17 protein-coding genes are annotated in these 18,972 nt (G+C 69.5%); 8 read left to right on the plus strand and 9 right to left on the minus strand.

From position 1 onward, the window contains the following. The first annotated feature begins 93 nt into the window (after positions 1-93). A complete protein-coding gene (locus A4X16_RS01345; RefSeq protein ID WP_067115204.1) occupies positions 94-3,768 on the plus strand; it encodes a multifunctional oxoglutarate decarboxylase/oxoglutarate dehydrogenase thiamine pyrophosphate-binding subunit/dihydrolipoyllysine-residue succinyltransferase subunit in 3,675 nt (1,224 codons plus the stop codon). A 114-nt stretch (positions 3,769-3,882) separates the two neighbouring features. Here the strand turns inward: A4X16_RS01345 and A4X16_RS01350 are convergent, their stop codons facing one another. Genes A4X16_RS01350 through A4X16_RS01360 form a run of 3 tightly spaced genes read right to left on the minus strand, consistent with a single transcriptional unit; the run spans position 3,883 to position 6,140 of the window. After that, positions 3,883-5,187 carry a GNAT family N-acetyltransferase gene (locus A4X16_RS01350; protein WP_067115206.1) on the minus strand — a complete coding sequence of 435 codons (1,305 nt, stop codon included), beginning with the start codon at positions 5,185-5,187 and terminating at the stop codon, positions 3,883-3,885. A 48-nt stretch (positions 5,188-5,235) separates the two neighbouring features. Continuing rightward, on the minus strand, positions 5,236-5,481 hold the full coding sequence (locus A4X16_RS01355) for a zf-HC2 domain-containing protein (protein WP_042541911.1): 246 nt from the start codon (positions 5,479-5,481) through the stop codon (positions 5,236-5,238). Further along, entirely contained in the window at positions 5,478-6,140 is a 663-nt protein-coding gene (locus A4X16_RS01360) for a sigma-70 family RNA polymerase sigma factor (RefSeq protein ID WP_067115209.1), read from the minus strand. Before A4X16_RS01360 ends, A4X16_RS01355 begins: the two co-directional genes overlap by 4 nt. A gap of 70 nt (positions 6,141-6,210) precedes the next feature. Here A4X16_RS01360 and aroA point away from each other — a divergent pair, with 70 nt between their 5' ends. Genes aroA through bcp form a run of 3 tightly spaced genes read left to right on the plus strand, consistent with a single transcriptional unit; the run spans position 6,211 to position 9,086 of the window. Continuing rightward, a complete protein-coding gene (gene aroA / locus A4X16_RS01365) occupies positions 6,211-7,536 on the plus strand; it encodes a 3-phosphoshikimate 1-carboxyvinyltransferase (RefSeq protein ID WP_067115211.1) in 1,326 nt (441 codons plus the stop codon). Then, positions 7,533-8,603, plus strand: coding sequence for a ribosome small subunit-dependent GTPase A (rsgA, locus tag A4X16_RS01370; RefSeq protein WP_067115214.1), 1,071 nt, complete (start codon positions 7,533-7,535; stop codon positions 8,601-8,603). The genes aroA and rsgA overlap by 4 nt, the downstream gene beginning before the upstream one ends. Positions 8,604-8,612: 9 nt before the next feature. After that, positions 8,613-9,086: a thioredoxin-dependent thiol peroxidase gene (gene bcp, locus A4X16_RS01375; protein ID WP_067115216.1), complete on the plus strand. Its 474-nt coding sequence runs from the start codon at positions 8,613-8,615 to the stop codon at positions 9,084-9,086. A gap of 20 nt (positions 9,087-9,106) precedes the next feature. On the opposite strand, the gene A4X16_RS01380 is transcribed toward bcp, so the two are convergent. Next, positions 9,107-9,490 (minus strand): hypothetical protein, encoded by a 384-nt coding sequence (locus tag A4X16_RS01380; protein ID WP_067115218.1) that lies wholly within the window; start codon positions 9,488-9,490, stop codon positions 9,107-9,109. A gap of 232 nt (positions 9,491-9,722) precedes the next feature. Between A4X16_RS01380 and A4X16_RS01385 the strand changes: the two genes are divergently transcribed. Continuing rightward, complete coding sequence (locus A4X16_RS01385) at positions 9,723-9,971, plus strand: WhiB family transcriptional regulator (RefSeq protein WP_017203224.1); 249 nt, start codon at positions 9,723-9,725, stop codon at positions 9,969-9,971. A gap of 54 nt (positions 9,972-10,025) precedes the next feature. On the opposite strand, the gene A4X16_RS01390 is transcribed toward A4X16_RS01385, so the two are convergent. Together A4X16_RS01390 and A4X16_RS18450 are read right to left on the minus strand one after the other, a co-directional pair. Continuing rightward, complete coding sequence (locus tag A4X16_RS01390) at positions 10,026-11,510, minus strand: sensor histidine kinase (RefSeq protein ID WP_067115221.1); 1,485 nt, start codon at positions 11,508-11,510, stop codon at positions 10,026-10,028. Between the two features lie 24 nt (positions 11,511-11,534). Continuing rightward, the gene (locus A4X16_RS18450; RefSeq protein WP_067115223.1) at positions 11,535-11,921 is read right to left on the minus strand and encodes an Rv3235 family protein; all 387 of its coding nucleotides are present in this window, start codon (positions 11,919-11,921) and stop codon (positions 11,535-11,537) included. A gap of 127 nt (positions 11,922-12,048) precedes the next feature. Between A4X16_RS18450 and A4X16_RS01400 the strand changes: the two genes are divergently transcribed. After that, complete coding sequence (locus tag A4X16_RS01400; protein WP_067115225.1) at positions 12,049-12,660, plus strand: hypothetical protein; 612 nt, start codon at positions 12,049-12,051, stop codon at positions 12,658-12,660. On the opposite strand, the gene A4X16_RS01405 is transcribed toward A4X16_RS01400, so the two are convergent. Beyond that, positions 12,648-12,926 carry a helix-turn-helix domain-containing protein gene (locus A4X16_RS01405; RefSeq protein ID WP_067115227.1) on the minus strand — a complete coding sequence of 93 codons (279 nt, stop codon included), beginning with the start codon at positions 12,924-12,926 and terminating at the stop codon, positions 12,648-12,650. The genes A4X16_RS01400 and A4X16_RS01405 overlap by 13 nt on opposite strands. 97 nt (positions 12,927-13,023) lie before the next feature. Between A4X16_RS01405 and A4X16_RS01410 the strand changes: the two genes are divergently transcribed. Further along, positions 13,024-13,644, plus strand: coding sequence for an SAF domain-containing protein (locus tag A4X16_RS01410; RefSeq protein ID WP_067115230.1), 621 nt, complete (start codon positions 13,024-13,026; stop codon positions 13,642-13,644). Then, the gene (locus tag A4X16_RS01415) at positions 13,641-14,879 is read left to right on the plus strand and encodes an AAA family ATPase (protein ID WP_067115233.1); all 1,239 of its coding nucleotides are present in this window, start codon (positions 13,641-13,643) and stop codon (positions 14,877-14,879) included. The genes A4X16_RS01410 and A4X16_RS01415 overlap by 4 nt, the downstream gene beginning before the upstream one ends. Here A4X16_RS01415 and A4X16_RS01420 read toward each other — a convergent pair. Together A4X16_RS01420 and secA are read right to left on the minus strand one after the other, a co-directional pair. Next, on the minus strand, positions 14,803-16,029 hold the full coding sequence (locus tag A4X16_RS01420) for a pyridoxal phosphate-dependent aminotransferase (RefSeq protein WP_067115236.1): 1,227 nt from the start codon (positions 16,027-16,029) through the stop codon (positions 14,803-14,805). The genes A4X16_RS01415 and A4X16_RS01420 overlap by 77 nt on opposite strands. Before the next feature lie 67 nt (positions 16,030-16,096). Continuing rightward, on the minus strand, positions 16,097-18,901 hold the full coding sequence (gene secA / locus A4X16_RS01425) for a preprotein translocase subunit SecA (RefSeq protein ID WP_067115239.1): 2,805 nt from the start codon (positions 18,899-18,901) through the stop codon (positions 16,097-16,099). Positions 18,902-18,972: the final 71 nt, after the last annotated feature.

Consider the following 18,972-nt stretch of genomic DNA (forward strand, 5'->3'; position numbering starts at 1 on the left):
TTAGGCTTGTCAGTCGAGAGTGTGCGGGCCCGGACGCATCCTGCGTCGCGGTGTGCACATGTGAGATTCAGCGATGAAAGAGGGCGATCGAGCGTGTCGAACCAGGTGACCGGCGTCGGGGGCGACGGGGGGTTCGGAGCCAATTCCTGGCTCGTGGAAGAGCTCTACGAGCAGTTCAAGGTGAACCGCGATTCCGTGGACAAGGAATGGTGGCCCATCCTCGAGAAGTACCACTCGGAGGCCGCCTCGACGCCCGCTGCCCCGGCGGCGCCCGCCGCCGAGCAGCCGGCGCACCCGGTCACCGCCCCGATCCCCGTCATCGGAGCGCAGCCCGTCGCCCGCACGACGACGAAGCCCGCGGCCGCCGCTCCGATCCCCGCGCAGGCGCCGAAGCCCGCGACGACGGATGCCCAGGACCCGGCCGAAGAGGACAAGGTCACGCCGCTGCGCGGCCTGCCGAAGACCCTGGCCGCGAACATGGACGAGTCCCTCACAGTTCCGACGGCCACCAGCGTCCGCACGGTGCCCGCGAAGCTGATGATCGACAACCGCATCGTCATCAACAACCACATGGCGCGCACCCGCGGCGGGAAGATCAGCTTCACCCACCTGATCGGGTGGGCGCTCATCCGCACGCTCGACGAGTTCCGCAGCCAGAACGTGTTCTACGCCGAGGTCGACGGCAAGCCCTCGGTCGTCGCCCCCGCGCACGTGAACCTCGGCATCGCGATCGACCTGCCGAAGCCCGACGGCACCCGCGCCCTCATGGTGCCCAGCATCAAGCGCGCCGAGACCATGACCTTCAGCGAGTACCTCTCGGCGTACGAGGACCTCGTCACGCGCGCCCGCGGCAACAAGCTGACCGCCGCCGACTTCCAGGGCACCACCGTGTCGCTCACGAACCCCGGCGGCATCGGCACCGTGCACTCCGTCCCCCGTCTCATGAAGGGACAGGGCTGCATCATCGGCGCCGGCGCACTCGAGTACCCGGCCGAGTTCCAGGGCGCGAGCCAGAAGACCCTCAACGAGCTCGCGATCGGCAAGACGATCACGCTGACGAGCACCTACGACCACCGCGTCATCCAGGGTGCGGGCTCCGGCGAGTTCCTCAAGAAGGTCCACGAGCTGCTCATCGGCCAGCGCGGCTTCTACGACGACATCTTCGCCGCGCTGCGCATCCCGTACGCGCCGATCCGCTGGAACCCCGACATCGCCGTCGACCTCGCCGAGCGCGTGGACAAGCAGTCGCGCGTGCAGGAGCTCATCAACTCCTACCGCGTGCGCGGGCATCTGATGGCCGACATCGACCCGCTCGAGTACGTCCAGCGCTCGCACCCCGACCTCGAGATCGAGAGCCACGGACTCACGTTCTGGGATCTCGACCGCGAGTTCGTGACCGGCGGCTTCGGCGGCCGGCGCATCGCCAAGCTCCGCGACATCCTCGGCGTGCTGCGCGACTCGTACTGCCGCACGCTCGGCATCGAGTACATGCACATCCAGGACCCCGAGCAGCGTCGGTGGTTCCAGGAGAAGGTCGAGGTGAAGTACCAGAAGCCCGGACACGACGAGCAGCTGCGCGTGCTGCGCAAGCTCAACGAGGCGGAGGCATTCGAGACCTTCCTGCAGACGAAGTTCGTCGGCCAGAAGCGCTTCTCGCTCGAGGGCGGCGAGTCCCTCGTCCCGCTCCTCGACGAGATCCTCCAGGGAGCTGCGACCGCAGGCCTCGAGGGCGCGGCGATCGGCATGGCCCACCGCGGCCGCCTCAACGTCCTGACGAACATCGCGGGCAAGACCTACGGTCAGGTCTTCCAGGAGTTCGAGGGCACGCAGACCCCGGGCAACCAGCGCGGATCCGGAGACGTGAAGTACCACCTCGGCACCGAGGGCACCTTCGTCGCCGACGACGGCTCGCAGCTCCCCGTCTACCTCGCCGCCAACCCGTCCCACCTCGAGACCGTCGACGGCGTGCTCGAGGGCATCGTCCGCGCGAAGCAGGACCGCAAGCCGATCGGCACCTTCACCTGGCTGCCGATCCTCGTGCACGGCGACGCGGCGTTCGCGGGTCAGGGCGTCGTCGTCGAGACGCTGCAGATGTCCCAGCTGCGCGGCTACCGCACCGGCGGCACCGTGCACATCGTCGTCAACAACCAGGTCGGCTTCACGACCCTCCCCAACGACTCCCGCACCTCGGTCTACGCCACGGACGTCGCGAAGACCATCCAGGCGCCCGTGCTGCACGTGAACGGAGACGACCCCGAGGCCGTCATCCACGTGGCCCAGCTCGCGTTCGAGTACCGTGAGCGCTTCCACCGCGACGTCGTGATCGATCTCGTCTGCTACCGCCGCCGCGGCCACAACGAGGGCGACGACCCCTCGATGACGCAGCCGCTGATGACCGACCTGATCCAGGCGAAGCGCTCGGTGCGCAAGCTGTACACGGAGTCGCTCGTCGGTCGCGGTGACATCACCGAGGAGGAGTACGACGAGGCGAAGGCCGACTTCCAGAACCGTCTGGAGATCGCGTTCGCCGAGACCCACGCCGCGGAGACCGGCGCGATGTCGGTGGGCCAGGATCTGCCGGCCGCCGACGAGCAGACCGGTGCACCCGAGGTGACGGGCGTGCCGAACGAGGTCATCCAGCTGATCGGCGACGCCTTCGTGAACAAGCCGGAGGGCTTCACGGTGCACCCCAAGCTGCAGCAGCAGCTTGAGAAGCGTCTCGACATGAGCCGCAACGGCAACATCGACTGGGGCTTCGGCGAGCTGCTCGCCTTCGGTTCGCTGCTCGTCGAGGGCACCCCCGTGCGACTCGCCGGACAGGATTCCCGCCGAGGCACGTTCGTGCAGCGTCACGCGACTCTGCACGACCGCGCCAACGGGCAGGAGTGGCTGCCGCTGGCGAACCTCTCCGAGTCCCAGGGCCGCTTCTTCGTCTACGACTCGCTGCTCAGCGAGTACGCGGCTCTCGGATTCGAGTACGGCTACTCGGTCGAGGCGCCCGAGGCGCTCGTCCTCTGGGAGGCGCAGTTCGGCGACTTCGTCAACGGCGCCCAATCCGTGATCGACGAGTACATCTCCGCGGCGGAGCAGAAGTGGGGCCAGCAGTCCAGCGTCACGCTGCTGCTCCCCCACGGCTACGAGGGCCAGGGACCCGACCACTCGTCATCCCGCATCGAGCGCTTCCTCCAGCTGTGCGCGCAGGAGAACATGATCGTCGCGCGTCCGTCGGCCCCGGCATCGTACTTCCACCTGCTGCGTCGCCAGGCGTACGCCCGTCCGCGCAAGCCGCTGATCGTCTTCACGCCGAAGGCGATGCTGCGCCTCCGCGGCGCGACCAGCCCGGTCGAGGCGTTCACCCAGGGCCGCTTCGAGCCGGTCATCGACGACGCACGCGACCTCGACCGGTCCGCGGTGAAGCGCGTGCTCGTCCACTCGGGCAAGGTGCACTGGGACCTGCGGGCCGAGCTCGAGAAGAAGCCGAACCCCGAGGTGGCCCTCGTCCGGCTCGAGCAGCTCTACCCGACTCCGATCGACGCGCTCAAGGCGATCACCGACTCCTACCCGAACGCGGAGCTCGTGTGGGTCCAGGAGGAGCCGGAGAACCAGGGTGCATGGCCGTTCCTGGCGCTGGCCTTCGCCGACGTCCCGGGAGATCGGTCGTTCCGGCCGGTGTCGCGGCCCGCCTCCGCGTCGCCCGCCACGGGGTCGTCGAAGGTGCATGCCGCCGAGCAGGCGAAGCTGCTCCGCGACGCGCTGACGACGTCCTGACCAGAACAGCGTCCTGATCAGAACGGCACCTGAACAGAACAGCACCTGAGCAGAGAAGTGAAGGGGGCGTCGCGACCGAGGTCGGGACGCCCCCTTCGCTGTTCCTGCGTGCGATCAGTACCAGATGTCCAACGCGGGCGCCGGGAACGAGGCGAACGCGCGGTCGAGCGTCTCGACGACCGCAGCGTCGGCGGTGATGCGGCCCGCGGCGGCCAGAGCGGACGCCCGCACGCCGCCGGCCACCAGGATCGAGAGGGCCGAGATGTCCAGCTCGACGTCCTCCGCCGCATCGGCTGCGTGCTCGACCGCCGCGCGACCGCTCTCGTCGATCCGCAGCCGCCACGCGCCCTCGGCGAGGCCGAGCGGGTCGTGGACCCGTATGACGAGATCCGCGGGAGCCGAGTACCTCCTCGCCTCGAGCGATGCCCGCACGTCGAGGATCCGGAGCCAGCCGTGGTCGTGCACCGTCTGCGTGATGCCGCGCGGATCGCGGACGAGCCATGGCAGCGGATCGTCGATGGGTCGCAGGTCGGCGCGCACCTCGTCGACGAGGTCATGCTGGAGGGCGAATCCCCAGAGCGCGGCCGTCGCCGCGGGCGTCTCCGCGACGAGCAGGCGCACGGTCAGGGTGAAGCGGAACGAGCCGCTCCGCTCGCCGAGCGTGAACGCCAGCGCACCGCGCACAGCGCCGGACTCGTCGCGGAACCGCACCCCGCGCACCTGGTCTCGGTCGGTGTCACTCGGCGAGAGCCCGGCCATGCCCCGCCAGCGTGCGTCCCACCCCGGGATCGACCCCGGTCGATCGCGACGCGCGCGCTCGTGCACGGCGCCGAGCTCCGCGGCGAGCGTGTCCCGGTCGATGTACTCGAGCGAGCCGGCCACGGGCGGCCCCGACCATCCGGCGCGGCGCGTGTCGACCGCGAACTGCGCCATCGGCACGGCGGAGCCGAATCCGTAGCGTCCGTAGATCGTGGCCTCGGTGACCGTGAGCCCGGCGATCGGCACCCCCGCGTCGGCCGCAGCCCGCAGCTCGCCTTCGAGCAGAGCCCGTGCGATCCCGCGTCGCCGATGCGTGCCCGCCACGGTGACGCCGCTGATCGCCCACATCGGGATCTCCGCTCCGCCGCCGAGGGCGAGGGGCGTGACCCAGGCATCGACCGTGGCGACGGGTCCGGCGTCCTCCGGAGCGACGTCGTCGTACACGCCGACGTTGCGGCGAGCGTCCACCGTCGACCGGCCGAAGGCGACAGCCTCCGGCGACGGCTCGGGTCCCAGGAATCCGCGCGCCATCGTGCGCTGGAACCTCTCGACATGCGGGTCGTCGCTCAGATCGACGACGCGATACGACAGGGACTGCGCGGCGAGTCGCTCGGCGGAGGTCGGGTCTGCGGGGATGTCGCGGGAGTCGATGAGCGTCATGCCCCTACCCTACGGGCGCACGCCGACGTCGCCGGCGGGCCTCCGGGATCAGTGCTGGGCGGCCTGCACTTCGCGCAGGCGCGCGAACACCTGATCGCGCAGCTCCTCCGGAGCGGTCTCCTTGCACGCGCGCGCCACCACCTCGGTCAAGGTCGTGGCGACGAGCGCCTCATCGCGGCACGAGGGGCAGTTCTCCAGGTGCTCGCGGATCTCGGTGTGCTCGGTGTTGCACACCTCGTTGCGGAGGTACTCCTCCAGGTCTTTCCGGGCCTTGTCGCAGCCGCAGTCGGTCATTTCCTGCTCCTCGGGTCGGCCGCGGAGATTCCCCGCTCCGCGGCGTAATCAGCCAGCAGCTCCCGCAACATCCGCCTGCCTCGGTGCAGACGGCTCATCACGGTGCCGATGGGCGTCTTCATGATGTCCGCGATCTCCTGGTAGGCGAAGCCCTCGACGTCGGCGAGGTACACCGCCAGCCGGAAATCCTCGGGCACGGCCTGCAGCGCGTCCTTCACGACGGATGCGGGCATGTGGTCGATCGCCTCCGCCTCGGCCGACCGGCTGTGCGAGGCGGTGGTCGACTCCGCGCCGCCCAGCTGCCAGTCCTCGAGCTCGTCGATCGTGCCCTGGAAGGGCTCGCGCTGCTTCTTGCGGTACATGTTGATGTACGTGTTGGTGAGGATGCGGTACAGCCACGCTTTGAGATTGGTCCCCTGCGTGAAGGTCGACCACGAGCCGTACGCCTTCACGAAGGTCTCCTGCACGAGGTCGGCGGCGTCCGCGGGGTTCCTCGTCATGCGCATGGCAGCGGCGTACAGCTGATCCATGAACGGGATCGCCTGTTCCTCGAATTCGCGGCGAGGGTCGTCGACCGAGGCTGCGGGTGCGGTGTCATCCATCACCGGCCAGTCTAGGCCGCTGAGGTCCGCGAACCCGCGTTCCAGCGTGGCGAGCATACTCTCTCCTTCTCGGCGAGCGCACCGGATTCGATGGGCCTGCGACTCGCGTTTACTAAGGTGGGAACCGATGAGCGCCAACAGGTATTCCCCCTCCCCTGTCCAGGGCGCCTACGTGGCGCCGACGACCTCTGATCCCGTTCGTGCCACCGTGACGGTTCCGGGGTCGAAATCGCTCACGAATCGCGAGCTCATCATCGCCGCGATCGCCGATGGACCGGGTCGCCTGGTCTCCCCTCTGCACTCGGACGACTCCCGGAGGATGGTCGATGCGCTGCGTGCGCTCGGCGTCGGCATCGAGGAGGTCGAGGGCTCCGGCGAGTTCGGCCCCGATCTCGTCGTGACCCCCGCGAAGCTCCTCGGGGGCACCACCGTGGACTGCGGTCAGGCCGGCACCGTCATGCGGTTCATCGCCCCGCTGGCCGGACTCGCGCAGCACGATGTCCACCTGACGGCGCACGAGACGGCTCTGCACCGCCCCATGGGCGGTCTGATCAGCGCTCTTCGCGATCTCGGCGTCGACATCGACGACGAGGGCACCTGGGCGCTCCCGTTCACCATCCGCGGCCACGGACGCATCCGGGGCGGGCGCGTCGAGATCGACGCCTCGGCGTCCAGTCAGTTCGTGTCCGGTCTGCTCCTCGCGGCGCCGCGCTTCGATGTCGGACTGCACCTCGTGCACACCGGCGACCACCTGCCGAGCCTCCCCCACATCGACATGACGATCGAGGCGCTCAGCCGCCGCGGCATCCGCATCGAGCGGCCGGCGACGGGTGAATGGCTCGTCGAGGCGGGGGTCCCGCGCGCGAAGGAGATCGCGATCGAGCCCGATCTCTCGAACGCCGCCCCCTTCCTCGCGGCTGCGCTGGTCACCGGCGGCGCGGTGTCGGTCACCGGCTGGCCCGTGCACTCCACGCAACCCGGCGCACTCCTGCCGGAGATCCTGCAGGCGATGGGTGCGCACGTCGGACGGCACAGCGGCGTCCTCACCGTCCGAGCGGGCACCGAGATCCGCGGACTCGAGCTCGATCTCTCCGCCGCGAGCGAGCTCACCCCGACCCTGGTCGGTCTCGCCGCCTTCGCTTCGGGCCCCACCACGATCCGCGGCATCGGTCACATCCGGATGCACGAGACCGACCGCATCGCCGCCCTCATCGGCAACATCCGCGCGCTCGGCGGCGAGGCCGAGGAGCTCCCTGACGGGCTCCGCATCATCCCCCGCGAGCTCCGCGGCGGCGGCTGGGCCGCCCATCACGATCACCGCATGGCGACGACGGGAGCTCTCATCGGACTCCGCGTCCCCGGCGTCGAGATCGACGACATCGGCACGACGTCGAAGACCCTCCCCGAGTTCACGATGCTGTGGGAGCGGATGCTGGGGGGCGCCCCCGCGTGAGCTGGCTCGACGACGCTGACGACCTCGAGGGCGACTTCGAGGACTACGACGAGAGCAGCATCCGCACCCGTCCGAACCCGAAGGCGAACCGCCCCCGCACGAAACGACGACCCGCGCACGAGGACGCCCAGATCGGGCGCGTGCTCGGCGTCGATCGCGGCCGCTACTCCGTGCTCCTCCTCGAGGGGTCGGACGACGAGCGCACCATCACCGCGGCTCGTGCACGGGAGCTGCGTCGCACGCCGATCGTCACCGGCGACCAGGCGCGCGTCGTGGGCGACACCTCGGGCGAGGAGGGGACGCTCGGCAGGATCGTGGGCATCGTCGAGCGCACGTCGCTGCTGCGGCGCAGCGCGGACGACACCGACCAGGTCGAGCGCGTCATCGTGGCGAATGCGGACCAGATGCTCGTGGTGGTCGCCGCCGCCGACCCGGAGCCGCGCGCCCGTCTCGTCGATCGCTACCTCGTCGCAGCTCTCGACGCGGGCATCCGCCCGCTCCTGGTCGTCACGAAGACGGACATCGCCGACCCGACCGCCTTCCTCGCTCACTTCGACGGGCTCGATCTGCGCGTCTTCACGAGCGCCCGGGACGAGATGCCGGTCGACGAGATCGGCGCCGCCCTGGTCGGCCACTCGACCGTGTTCGTCGGCCATTCCGGGGTGGGCAAGTCGACCCTCGTGAACGCCCTGGTCCCCAGCGCGCTCCGGGCGACCGGGCACGTCAACCAGGTGACAGGGCGCGGTCGCCACACCTCGTCCTCGACGGTCTCGCTCCGCTACGAGGGCCCGGAGGGCAGCGGGTGGGTCATCGACACACCCGGGGTTCGCTCCTTCGGACTGGGGCACGTGAATCCCGAGAACATCCTCGCCGCCTTCACGGAGCTCGCCGAGATCGCGGAGGACTGTCCCCGCGGCTGCACGCACCTGCCGGACGCCCCGGACTGCGCCCTCATCGAGGCCGCGCAGCGCGGCGATCTCACCGAGACCGGTCTGGCTCGCCTCGACTCCCTGCAGCGGCTGCTGCAGACGTTCGCCGACAAGGCCGACCAGGCACCCGGCCGCTAGGCTGGACGCGTGACTGTGCGCCTGGAACCCGGAACCGCTGCCCCCGACTTCTCGCTGCTCGATCAGGACGGCGAGACCGTCCGCCTCTCCGACCTCCGGGGCGAGAAGATCGTGCTGTACTTCTACCCGGCCGCCATGACGCCGGGATGCACCACCCAAGCCTGCGACTTCCGTGACAGCATCGCCTCGCTGCAGGGGTCCGGATACCGGGTCATCGGGGTCTCCCGCGACGAGCCGGCGAAGCTCGCGGAGTTCCGCGACCGCGACGGCCTGACGTTCACGCTGCTCAGCGACCCCGACCACTCCGTCCACACCGCGTACGGCGTCTGGGGCGAGAAGATGAACTACGGCAAGGTCGTCGAGGGCGTGATCCGCTCGACGTTCGTGATCGACGCGGCGGGATCGATCGCCATCGCGCAGTACAACGTCAAGGCCACCGGCCACGTCGCCCGCCTGCGGAAGCTCCTCGGCATCGACGCCTGACGGTCAGGACCGGCGACGGCTCATTCGGCCGGACGCTCGTTCTCGGCGCGCGTGCTCGCGATCAGCAGCGCGAACCCGACGACCCCCGGGATCGCGGTCGCGAGCGTGAACCCCCAGACGATGGGCTGGACCGTGAGCGAGGCGAAGGCCAGCGCGACGGCCAGGACCTGGAAGACGATACCGCCGGAGCGCGCCCAGGATCGGCCGCTGCGCGTCCCGATCGCGAAGGCGATCAGAGCGACGGCGCCGATGAGCGTGAGCACGATCAGAGCCACCGCCGTCGAGGTCGATGCGGCGTCCCCCGCGCCCAGTCCCATGAGCTCCACGACCGCGAACACGAGGAGCGCGATCCCCTCCGCCGCGAGGACGGCCGCCGCCGCGAGAGCCAGAGCTGGTGAGCGCACGATGTCTCCTGAGAATCGAATGAGAAGGGAGAAAACCCTTGATTTCGCCGGTTTCATGTAACAGAATGGACAGCGTCATGTGCTCCCACAGCGGCGTGGGGCGGGCTTCGTGCCCGCATCACAAATGCGGGCATCCGTCCGTATCTCAACAGGGTAGCTGAACCCGAACTGCCACCCGAAATCGAGACGTCGCGCTGCGACATCTCTTGAACATCCACACCGAGGAGCCCCCATGGATTGGCGCGACAAGGCCGCCTGCTTGACTGTCGACCCCGAGCTTTTCTTTCCCGTCGGGAACACCGGCCCGGCCGTCGACCAGATCGAGAAGGCGAAGACCGTCTGCGCCACCTGCACGGTGACCGAGATCTGCCTGCAGTACGCCCTCGAGACCAGCCAGGACTCGGGCGTGTGGGGCGGCCTCTCCGAAGACGAGCGTCGCGCTCTCAAGCGTCGCGCCGCGCGCGCCCGCCGCGCCTCCTGATCGAACCGGAAGGGGCCCGAGACGTCGTCTCGGGCCCCTTCCGTGTATCCGGGGTCAGGCCGTGAGCCACCGCAGCGGGATGTCGATCACGACCTCCGTGCCGTCGCCCTCGCTCCCCCGCCACTCGATCGAACCGCCCAGTTCGCCCTGGATCAGCGTGCGGATGATCTGAGTGCCGAGCCCCTGGCCGATCCGGCCCTCCGGCAGCCCGTGCCCGGTGTCGCGCACCGTGACACGCAGGTTCTCCTCGGTGCGGGCGGCATCGATCGTCACGATGCCCTCCTGCCCCGCGAGGCCGTGCTCCACCGCATTCGTGACGACCTCGGTGAGCGCCAGCGCCAGCGGCGTCGCGTACTCGCTCGGCAGGACCCCAAAACGACCGGTGGACTGTGTCCGCGCCCGGGTGTTGGGCGCAGAGGCGACCTCGGCGACGAGCTTGAGCACACGGTGGAAGACCTCGTCGAAGTCGACCTTCTGCGTGAGACCCTGCGCGAGCGTGTCGTGCACGACGGCGATGGAATCGACCCGGCGCATGGCCTGGGTCAGAGCATCCCTCGCCTCGTCCGAATGCGTGCGACGCGCCTGGATGCGCAGCAGCGATGCCACCGTCTGGAGGTTGTTCTTGACGCGGTGGTGGATCTCGCGGATCGTCGCGTCCTTGGTGATCAGTTCCTGCTCCTGGTGGCGCAGCTCCGAGACGTCGCGGCAGAGCAGGATCGCGCCGATGCGCGTGCCGTGGTCCTTGAGCGGGATGGCGCGCAGCGAGACGGTGACGCCTCGGGCTTCGATGTCCGTCCGCCACGGGGCGCGCCCGGTCACGACCACCGGCAGCGACTCGTCGACCTGTCGCGACGGCGGGACGAGACGGGTGGTCACCTCGGCGAGGGACTCCCCCTCGAGCTCGTCGTCGAAGCCCATCCGGTTGAAGGCGGACAGCGCGTTGGGACTCGCGAACGTGGTGATCCCGTCGACGTCGATGCGGATCAGGCCGTCCGACGCTCGCGGAGCGCCTCGACGCGGAGACGTCGGCGCGGCGGGGTCGGGGAAGCTGCCGTCCGCGATCATGCGGAACAGGTCGTTCGCGCATTCGTCGAAGGTGATCTGCTGTCGCGAGGGCGTCCTGGCCTCGCCGAGGTTCGTGTGCCGGGTCACGACGCCGATCACGGATGCCGGGCGCTGACCGCCCTGTCGCTCGCTGACGATGGGAACGGCGCGCACCCTGGTCGGCGTCTCCTCGAACCAGTCCGGCGACGAGGAGTCCACGATCTGGGCCGACTCGAAGGCGCCCTGGACCTGGGTCCTCCACTGCGGTCGGACGCGCTCGCCCACGATGTCCCGGTAGAAGAGCGTCGCCGCTCCACTCGGACGCGCGTGCGCGACGGCGATGAAGGATCCGTCCTCCGTCTGGACCCAGACCACGATGTCCGCCGAGGCGAGATCCGCGAGGAGCTGGCCGTCGCCCGCGAGGCGGTGCAGCCATTCCACATCGTCGTCGGCCAACAGGCCCTGGGCATGCGCGAGATCACTGAGGGTGGACACCCCACCAGCCTAGAGCGCTCCGCTTCAGAGGACGGCCAGGGACGTCGCACGCCACCGCCGGTCGAAGCCTTCCAGTCGGATCGCCACGGCCCGGGTGCGACCCGGCCCTGCGACGACGACCACCGCCTCGACCTTGCCGTCCGCGGGCTCGGAGACGCGGATGGAACGTATCTCGAAGGTCGGTCGTGCGGGCGGCACACCGCGTGCGCTGCGGGCCCTCGCCGACAGGTTCGCCCGAGCCACCAGGTTGCGATACGAGTCCTCGTTGAACCACCGGGCGAGCTGGTCGACCTCCCGCACCCCGGCGAGCACCTCGAGCACGCCGTGGGTGAGGCTGTGGAGCAGCGGATGCGGGTCCGGCAGTTCGGCGGACGGCGTCGGCTGCGGTGCGAAGTACTCATGAAGCGTCATCGGCGGCACTCTCGGTCGGGGCGGAATCGGCTCAGTAGAGCACGCGCCGAGAGGGCTTCTCCGCGAGATCGGCAAGGAATGTGGATAACTCGTACATCCCCGCCTCGCGTGCACGTACGGTGGGTCGGTGCACTGGGATCGCCTGTTCGAAGACCTCGAGGGACAGCTGGCGTCGGAGTGGGAGAGCGAGCGCGCGGCGCTGGACGCCGAATCGGAGCGGCTGCGCATCTCGCGTCTCGACCTGCGCAGCCGGCTCCGCACCCTGTGCGCGGTGAGCGCTCCGGTCACGGTGGATCTCCCGGGGGACAGACGGGTGCGCTCACGTCTGCATGCCCTCGGGGCCGACTGGGTGGCGGCGGCGGTGATCGAGGCCGAGGGCGTCTCGACCGCGCGGACCACGCGTCTGTTCCCGCTCGCGGCGATTCGGGGGCTCACGCTCGAGCAGGGCCTGCTCCTCGCCAGCCTGGAGGAGGGCGAGGCGCCGAGCGCCGACCTCCGCGAGCGGATGAGCCTCGGGTTCGTCCTGCGCGACCTGGCGCGACGGAGGGTGCCCGTCAGGATCGTCGGCATGGACGGTCCTGATCTGCACGGCACCATCGACCGGGCGGGCGCGGACCATCTCGATCTCGCCCTGCATGATCCCGGCGAGGCGAGGCTCGCCGGTGCCGTGCGCGGATTCCGGGTTCTGCCGTTCAGCGCCCTCGTGTCGGTGCAGGCCCTCGGCGATCAGATGCCGTGAGCGCGGGAGGCGCCCCAGACCTCCGGGAAGCTCGCCTCGTTCGCCTGCCGCCACAGGGCCATGCGCCGTGCCTCCTCGGACTGCTCGGCGAGGTACTCCGACAGACTGGACTCCTCGATGCGCCAGCGTGCGGGAGAGCCGAGCTTGGAGCCGCGCAGACGCCCTTGATACACGAGCTCGACCACCTCGTCGACCTCGATGCTGAGCAGTTCCGCGACCTGCGCCGGCGCCAGGAAGCGCTGAGCGGCGGGAAGCGGGCGGGTCATGTCCCCATTCTGCCGCGAAGCCGCCGACCCGCCCAGCCCCGGACGGCGCTGTGGATAACTCCCGCGCGTGGGCGCCGGCATCTGTGACCATAGCCGCATGAACACCGTCGCTCGCCGTGGCCGCGTCGTCTGGGGCGACACCCGCTTCCTGATCGGGATCGTGCTGGTCGCCCTCTCCATGGGCGGCGTGTGGCTGGTCGTCTCGTCTGCCTCCGTCACCTCGCCGGTGCTCCAGGCGACCCGCACCATCGTGCGGGGAGAGGCGCTCGTCTCGGGTGACTTCCAGGTCGTCGAGGTGAACCTCGGCACGCTCGTCGACGAGTACCTCGCACCGCAGGATCTCGTCCCCGGCCTGATCGCGGCGCGAACCCTGTCGAACGGGGAGATGCTCGCCGCGCAGGCCGCCGCGGATGCCTCTGCCGGCCGCACGACCACGGTCGTGGTGGAGAGCAGCACGGGCATCCCGGCCCAGGTCCGGACCGGGACCGTCGTCGAGCTGTGGCATGCTCCGCCGATCGACGAGAGCGGAGCCGCGGACGCGCCTCGGCTCCTCGTCGCCGACGCCACGGTCGCCTCCGTGACGACGGCCGACGGCGTCCTCGCCGCAGAGGGGACGTCCGTCGAGCTGGTCGTCGATCGTGCCGAGGTCGCCGACGTCCTCGCCGCGGTGACCGGGGGCTCGCTGCTCTCGGTCGTCCCGATCGGCGTCGCCCCGTGACCGCGGTCGTGGTGGCCCTGCCCGAGCCTCGGGCGTCGCATCTCGCCACCGAGCTCGAGATCGAGGGCCTGCACGTCATCGCCGTCGTGCGTCCCGACGGCATCCTGCCGCTTCCGGAAGGTGCCCAGGCGCTCGTCGTCCCCGCCGACAGGAGCGTGCTCGCTCCGGCGCTCATCACGATGTGCGACAGGGCGGGCGTGCGGATCGTACCGGTCGGCCACGGCGAGAGCAGACTCCTCGCACGATACGGTCTGCCGCCGGCACTGCCGGAGGGCGCAACGGGCTGGGAGGTCGCGGCGATGCTGTCCGCGGACGTCCGCTCCTCCCCTTCCGCCACCGCGTCGGCACCTCACGGCGTCACCGTCGTGTGGGGACCCCAGGGCGCACCGGGCCGCTCCACTCTGGCGATCCAGCTCTCGGTCGAGCTGGCGAGGGCGGGGCGGCGCACCGCGCTCGTCGACGCGGACACGGTCGCCCCGTCGCTGGCGCTCCTGCTCGGACTGGGCGACGAGGCGCCGGGGATCGCGGCCGCCTGTCGCCGCGCGGAGATCGGCGCGCTGGACGCGACGGAGCTCTCACGGCTGTCGACGACGATCGAGACAGGAGCCGGTGCGGTCGAGGTCCTCGGCGGCATCAACCGTCCATCGCGGTGGCCCGAGCTGTCGGCGACCCGTCTGAGGTCGGCGCTTCAGGTCTGTCGGACGTGGGCGGAGGAGACCGTCGTCGACGTCGCCAGCGCCTTCGACGCCGACGACGAGGCCACCTACGACCTCACCGGCCCGAGACGCCATGCAGCGACCGTCTCGGCGCTGCAGGAGGCGGATGCCATCATCGCGGTCGCGTCCGCGGACCCGCTCGGCATCAGCCGCTTCCTCCGGGACCACGCGGAGCTTCGACGCCTGTCGGTCTCGACCCCCGTCCGCGTGGTCGTCAATCGTCTTCGCCCCGGCCCGCTGGGCCTCGACGCCCGGGGACAGATCAGGCGGACGCTCGATCGATTCGCCGGGATCACCGACGTCACCTTCGTGCCGCTCGATCAGCGGGCGGCGGATGCCGCGCTGCTCCACGCCCGGCCGATGGCGGACGTCACTCCGCGCTCGTCGTTCGTCGCGGCCGTCCGCACCCTGGTCTCATCGCGCCCGGTGCCGACGCCGAGCGCTACTGGCGATAGCTCGCCAGGAAATTCCCGAGGCGCTCGACGGCTTCTGCGAGCACCCGCGGCTCGGGCAGAGTGACGAGTCTGAGGTGATCGGGCGCCGGCCAGTTGAACCCGGTGCCCTGTACGAGCAGGATGTGCTCGGAGACCAGGAGGTCGTACACCAGCCGGGCGTCGTCGCGGATCTCATGGACCTCCGGGTCCAGGCGTGGGAACGCGTACAGCGCGCCCTTCGGCTTGACGCAGGAGACACCGGGGATCGACTCGAGCCCCTCCCAGGCGATGTCACGCTGCTCGTGCAGCCGACCGGTCGAGGCGATCAGTGCGTCGATCGACTGCACACCGCTCAGGGCGGCCTGCACCGCGTGCTGGGCGGGGACGTTGGGGCACAGCCGGGTCGAGGCGAGCAGGTTGATGCCTTCGAGGAAGCCCTTCGCGTGCGCCTGAGGCCCCGTGATGACGAGCCACCCCGAGCGGTAGCCCGCGACGCGATAGGTCTTCGACAGTCCGTTGAACGTCAGGCAGAGCAGATCCGGAGCCAGTGTGGCGGTGGGGATGTGCACCGCGTCGTCGAAGAGGATCCGATCGTAGATCTCGTCCGAGAGCAGCAGCAGCTCGTGCTCCCGAGCGATCTGCACCATGCCCTCCAGGATCTCGCGGGAGTACACGACACCTGTCGGATTGTTCGGATTGATGATCACCATCGCCTTGGTGCGGGGCGTGATCTTCGAGCGGATGTCCTCGAGGTCGGGCTGCCAGCCGTCGTTCTCGTCGCACAGGTAGTGCACGGGCGTCCCGCCCGCCAGGCTCGTCATGGCGGTCCAGAGCGGATAGTCGGGCGCGGGGATGAGCACTTCGTCGCCCTCGTCGAGCAGCGCCTGCATCGTCATCGTGATGAGCTCGGAGACGCCGTTCCCGAGGAACACGTCCTCCGGGTCGAAGCGCGGGAAGCCCTCGATCTCCTCGTAGCGGCTGACCACGGCGCGGCGCGCGGAGACGATCCCCTTGCTGTCGCTGTACCCATGAGCGGACGGAAGCGCCGCGAGCATGTCGTGGACGATCTGGTGGGGGGCCTCGAAGCCGAAGATGGCCGGATTCCCCGTGTTGAGCTTGAGGATCCGATGACCCTCTGCCTCGAGTCGCGCCGCCTCGACGAGCGTGTTTCCACGGATCTCGTACAGGACGTTCTTGAGCTTCGACGACTGGTCGAAGTGGCGCGATGGTGTCATTGCGCAAGCCTACAGCGACGACGAGAGGGGCCGATCCACACGGATCGGCCCCTCTCGTCAGGACCAGCTACTTCTTCTTCTTGGTCTGAGCGCGACGCTGCTCGCGGTTCCCGGCGGCGGGCGCCGCGGCCTCGGTCCGCTGCCCGAAGGCGCCCCGTGCCGGCTGCTCCGTCTCCGCCTGCTCGGGCTGCGCGGTGCGTGCCGCCGCCTGGCGCAGGCGATCGGTGGCCGCCTGCTGCACCTGGCCGCGCTCGTTGCGCACTTCGACCTCGCCGGCGTCGTTGGCCGCGGAGTACTCGAGCCGCTGCTCGCTCGCGCCCTCGGACAGCCCCTTCGCCTCGACCTCGGCGGTCTCGGAGTCACCGGCCCGACGGACCTCGACCTCGAGGTTGTAGAGGTAGCCGACGGACTCCTCCTTGATCTGCCCCATCATCGACTGGAACATCGCATAGCCCTCGCGCTGATACTCGATGAGCGGGTCGCGCTGAGCCATCGCTCGCAGGCCGATGCCGTCCTTGAGGTAGTCCATCTCGTAGAGGTGATCGCGCCAACGCCGGTCGAGCACCTGGAGGACGACGCGACGCTCGAGCTCGCGCGTCGCCGCCTCGCCGAGGGACTGCTCGCGAGCCTCGTAGGCGATCTTGGCGTCGGAGAGCAGCTCGCGCGTGAGCCCGTCCGCCGTGATGCCGCCCTTGCGTCCGGCGGCCTCGGACACGACCTCGTCGATCGTGACGTTCACCGGGTAGAGCGTCTTGAGCTCGGTCCAGAGCGCGTCGAAGTCCCAGCTCTCGTTGTGTCCTTCGCCGGTGTGGTCGCGCACGACGCCGCTGATCGCATCCTCGATGAAGTGCTGCACGCGGTCGGCGATGTCGTCGCCCTGCAGGATGTGGCGGCGGTCGGCGTAGATCGCCTCGCGCTGGCGGTTCAGGACGTCGTCGTACTTCAGGACGTTCTTGCGCATCTCGGCGTTGCGGGACTCCACCTGGGACTGCGCGCTGCGGATCGCCCGCGACACCAGGCCGGACTCGATGGGGACGTCGTCGGGGAAGTTGGTGCGCGACAGGATCGCCTCGGCCGCGCCCGACTGGAACAGACGCATCAGGTCGTCGGTGAGGCTGAGGTAGAAGCGGCTCTCGCCCGGGTCGCCCTGACGACCGGAACGGCCGCGCAGCTGGTTGTCGATGCGTCGGGACTCGTGGCGCTCGGTGCCGAGGACGTACAGACCGCCGGCGTCGATGACCTTCTCCGCCTCCTCGGCGACCACGCCCTTCATCGACTCGTAGGTCTCGTCCCAGGCGACCTCGTACTCGTCGGGCGTCTCGACGGGATCCAGTCCCTTGCTCTTGAGCTCCTGCACGGCGAGGAACTCGGCGTTGCCGCCGAGCATGATGTCGGTTCCACGGCCGGCCATGTTCGTGGCGACGGTGACCGCTCCCAGACGACCCGCACGTGCGACGATCTCGGCTTCCCGAGCGTGGTTCTTGGCGTTCAGCACCTCGTGCTTGACGCCCTTCTTCGCGAGCAGGCGGGACAGGTACTCGCTCTTCTCGACGCTCACCGTGCCCACGAGCACCGGCTGTCCGGATGCGTGACGCTCGGCGATGTCCTCGACGACCTGAGCGAACTTCGCGGTCTCGTTCTTGTAGACGAGGTCCGACTGGTCCTTGCGGATCATGGGCCTGTTCGTGGGGATCGGGATCACGCCGAGCTTGTACGTCGACATGAACTCCGCCGCTTCCGTCTCGGCGGTACCCGTCATGCCGGAGAGCTTGTCGTACAGGCGGAAGTAGTTCTGCAGCGTGACCGTCGCGAGGGTCTGGTTCTCGGCCTTGACCGGCACGCCCTCCTTCGCCTCGATCGCCTGGTGGATGCCCTCGTTGTACCGGCGGCCGACCAGGATGCGGCCGGTGTGCTCGTCGACGATCATGACCTCGTCGTTCATCACGACGTAGTCGGTGTCCTTCTTGAACAGGGCCAGCGCCTTGATCGAGTTGTTGAGGAACGAGATGAGCGGGGTGTTCGCCGACTCGTAGAGGTTGTCGATGCCGAGGTAGTCCTCGACCTTCTCGATCCCGGGCTCCAGCACGCCGACGGTGCGCTTCTTCTCGTCGACCTCGTAGTCGACCCCGGCCTCGAGGGTGCGGGCGATCTTCGCGAACTCGGCGAACCAGCGGTTGGCCTCGCCCGACGACGGACCCGAGATGATCAGCGGGGTGCGGGCCTCGTCGATGAGGATCGAGTCGACCTCGTCGACCACCGCGAAGAAGTGCGACCGCTGCACGAGGTCGTCCTTGCGCCACGCCATGTTGTCGCGCAGGTAGTCGAAGCCGAACTCGTTGTTGGTCCCGTACGTGATGTCGGCGGCGTACTGCTCGCGGCGCACCGCCGGCGTCTGCCCCGAGACGATGATGCCCGTGGTCATCCCGAGCGCGCGGTAGACGCGACCCATGAGCTCGGCCTGATAGTTCGCGAGGAAGTCGTTGACGGTGATGACGTGCACGCCCTCGCCGGCGATCGCGTTGAGGTATGCGGGGAACGTGGCGACCAGAGTCTTGCCCTCACCGGTCTTCATCTCGGCGATGTTGCCGAGGTGGAGCGCCGCGCCGCCCATGATCTGGACGTCGTAGGCGCGCATGCCGAGCGTGCGCCTGGCCGCCTCGCGCACCGCTGCGAACGCCTCCGGCATGAGCTGGTCGAGGGTCTCCCCCTTGGCGTAGCGCTCACGCAGCTCCACCGTCTCGTTGCGCAGCTCGTCGTCCGTGAGCTTGGAGATGTCCTCTTCCAGCGCGTTCACGGCCTTCACCACCTGGTTCAGGCGACGGATGACCCGCCCTTCTCCGGCGCGCAGCAGCTTCTCAAGAGGGTTGGCCACAGATGTCATCTCCCTGTCGGTGGTTCCGGCACCGCCCCCGATCGGGCGCGCACCAGACATACCTTGTCATG

Source organism: Microbacterium sp. H83, assembly GCF_001650405.1.
Classification (GTDB): Bacteria; Actinomycetota; Actinomycetes; order Actinomycetales; family Microbacteriaceae; genus Microbacterium.

Excerpts from the sequence above, each read along its gene's own strand:
- aroA (WP_067115211.1), top strand. The coding sequence starts at position 6,211 with ATGAGCGCCAACAGGTATTCCCCCTCCCCTGTCCAGGGCGCCTACGTG.
- A4X16_RS01350 (WP_067115206.1), bottom strand. The coding sequence starts at position 5,187 with ATGACGCTCATCGACTCCCGCGACATCCCCGCAGACCCGACCTCCGCC.
- A4X16_RS18450 (WP_067115223.1), bottom strand. The coding sequence starts at position 11,921 with ATGACGCTTCATGAGTACTTCGCACCGCAGCCGACGCCGTCCGCCGAA.
- A4X16_RS01420 (WP_067115236.1), bottom strand. The coding sequence starts at position 16,029 with ATGACACCATCGCGCCACTTCGACCAGTCGTCGAAGCTCAAGAACGTC.
- A4X16_RS01405 (WP_067115227.1), bottom strand. The coding sequence starts at position 12,926 with ATGACCCGCCCGCTTCCCGCCGCTCAGCGCTTCCTGGCGCCGGCGCAG.
- A4X16_RS01410 (WP_067115230.1), top strand. The coding sequence starts at position 13,024 with ATGAACACCGTCGCTCGCCGTGGCCGCGTCGTCTGGGGCGACACCCGC.
- A4X16_RS01355 (WP_042541911.1), bottom strand. The coding sequence starts at position 5,481 with ATGACCGACTGCGGCTGCGACAAGGCCCGGAAAGACCTGGAGGAGTAC.
- A4X16_RS01360 (WP_067115209.1), bottom strand. The coding sequence starts at position 6,140 with ATGCTCGCCACGCTGGAACGCGGGTTCGCGGACCTCAGCGGCCTAGAC.
- A4X16_RS01385 (WP_017203224.1), top strand. The coding sequence starts at position 9,723 with ATGGATTGGCGCGACAAGGCCGCCTGCTTGACTGTCGACCCCGAGCTT.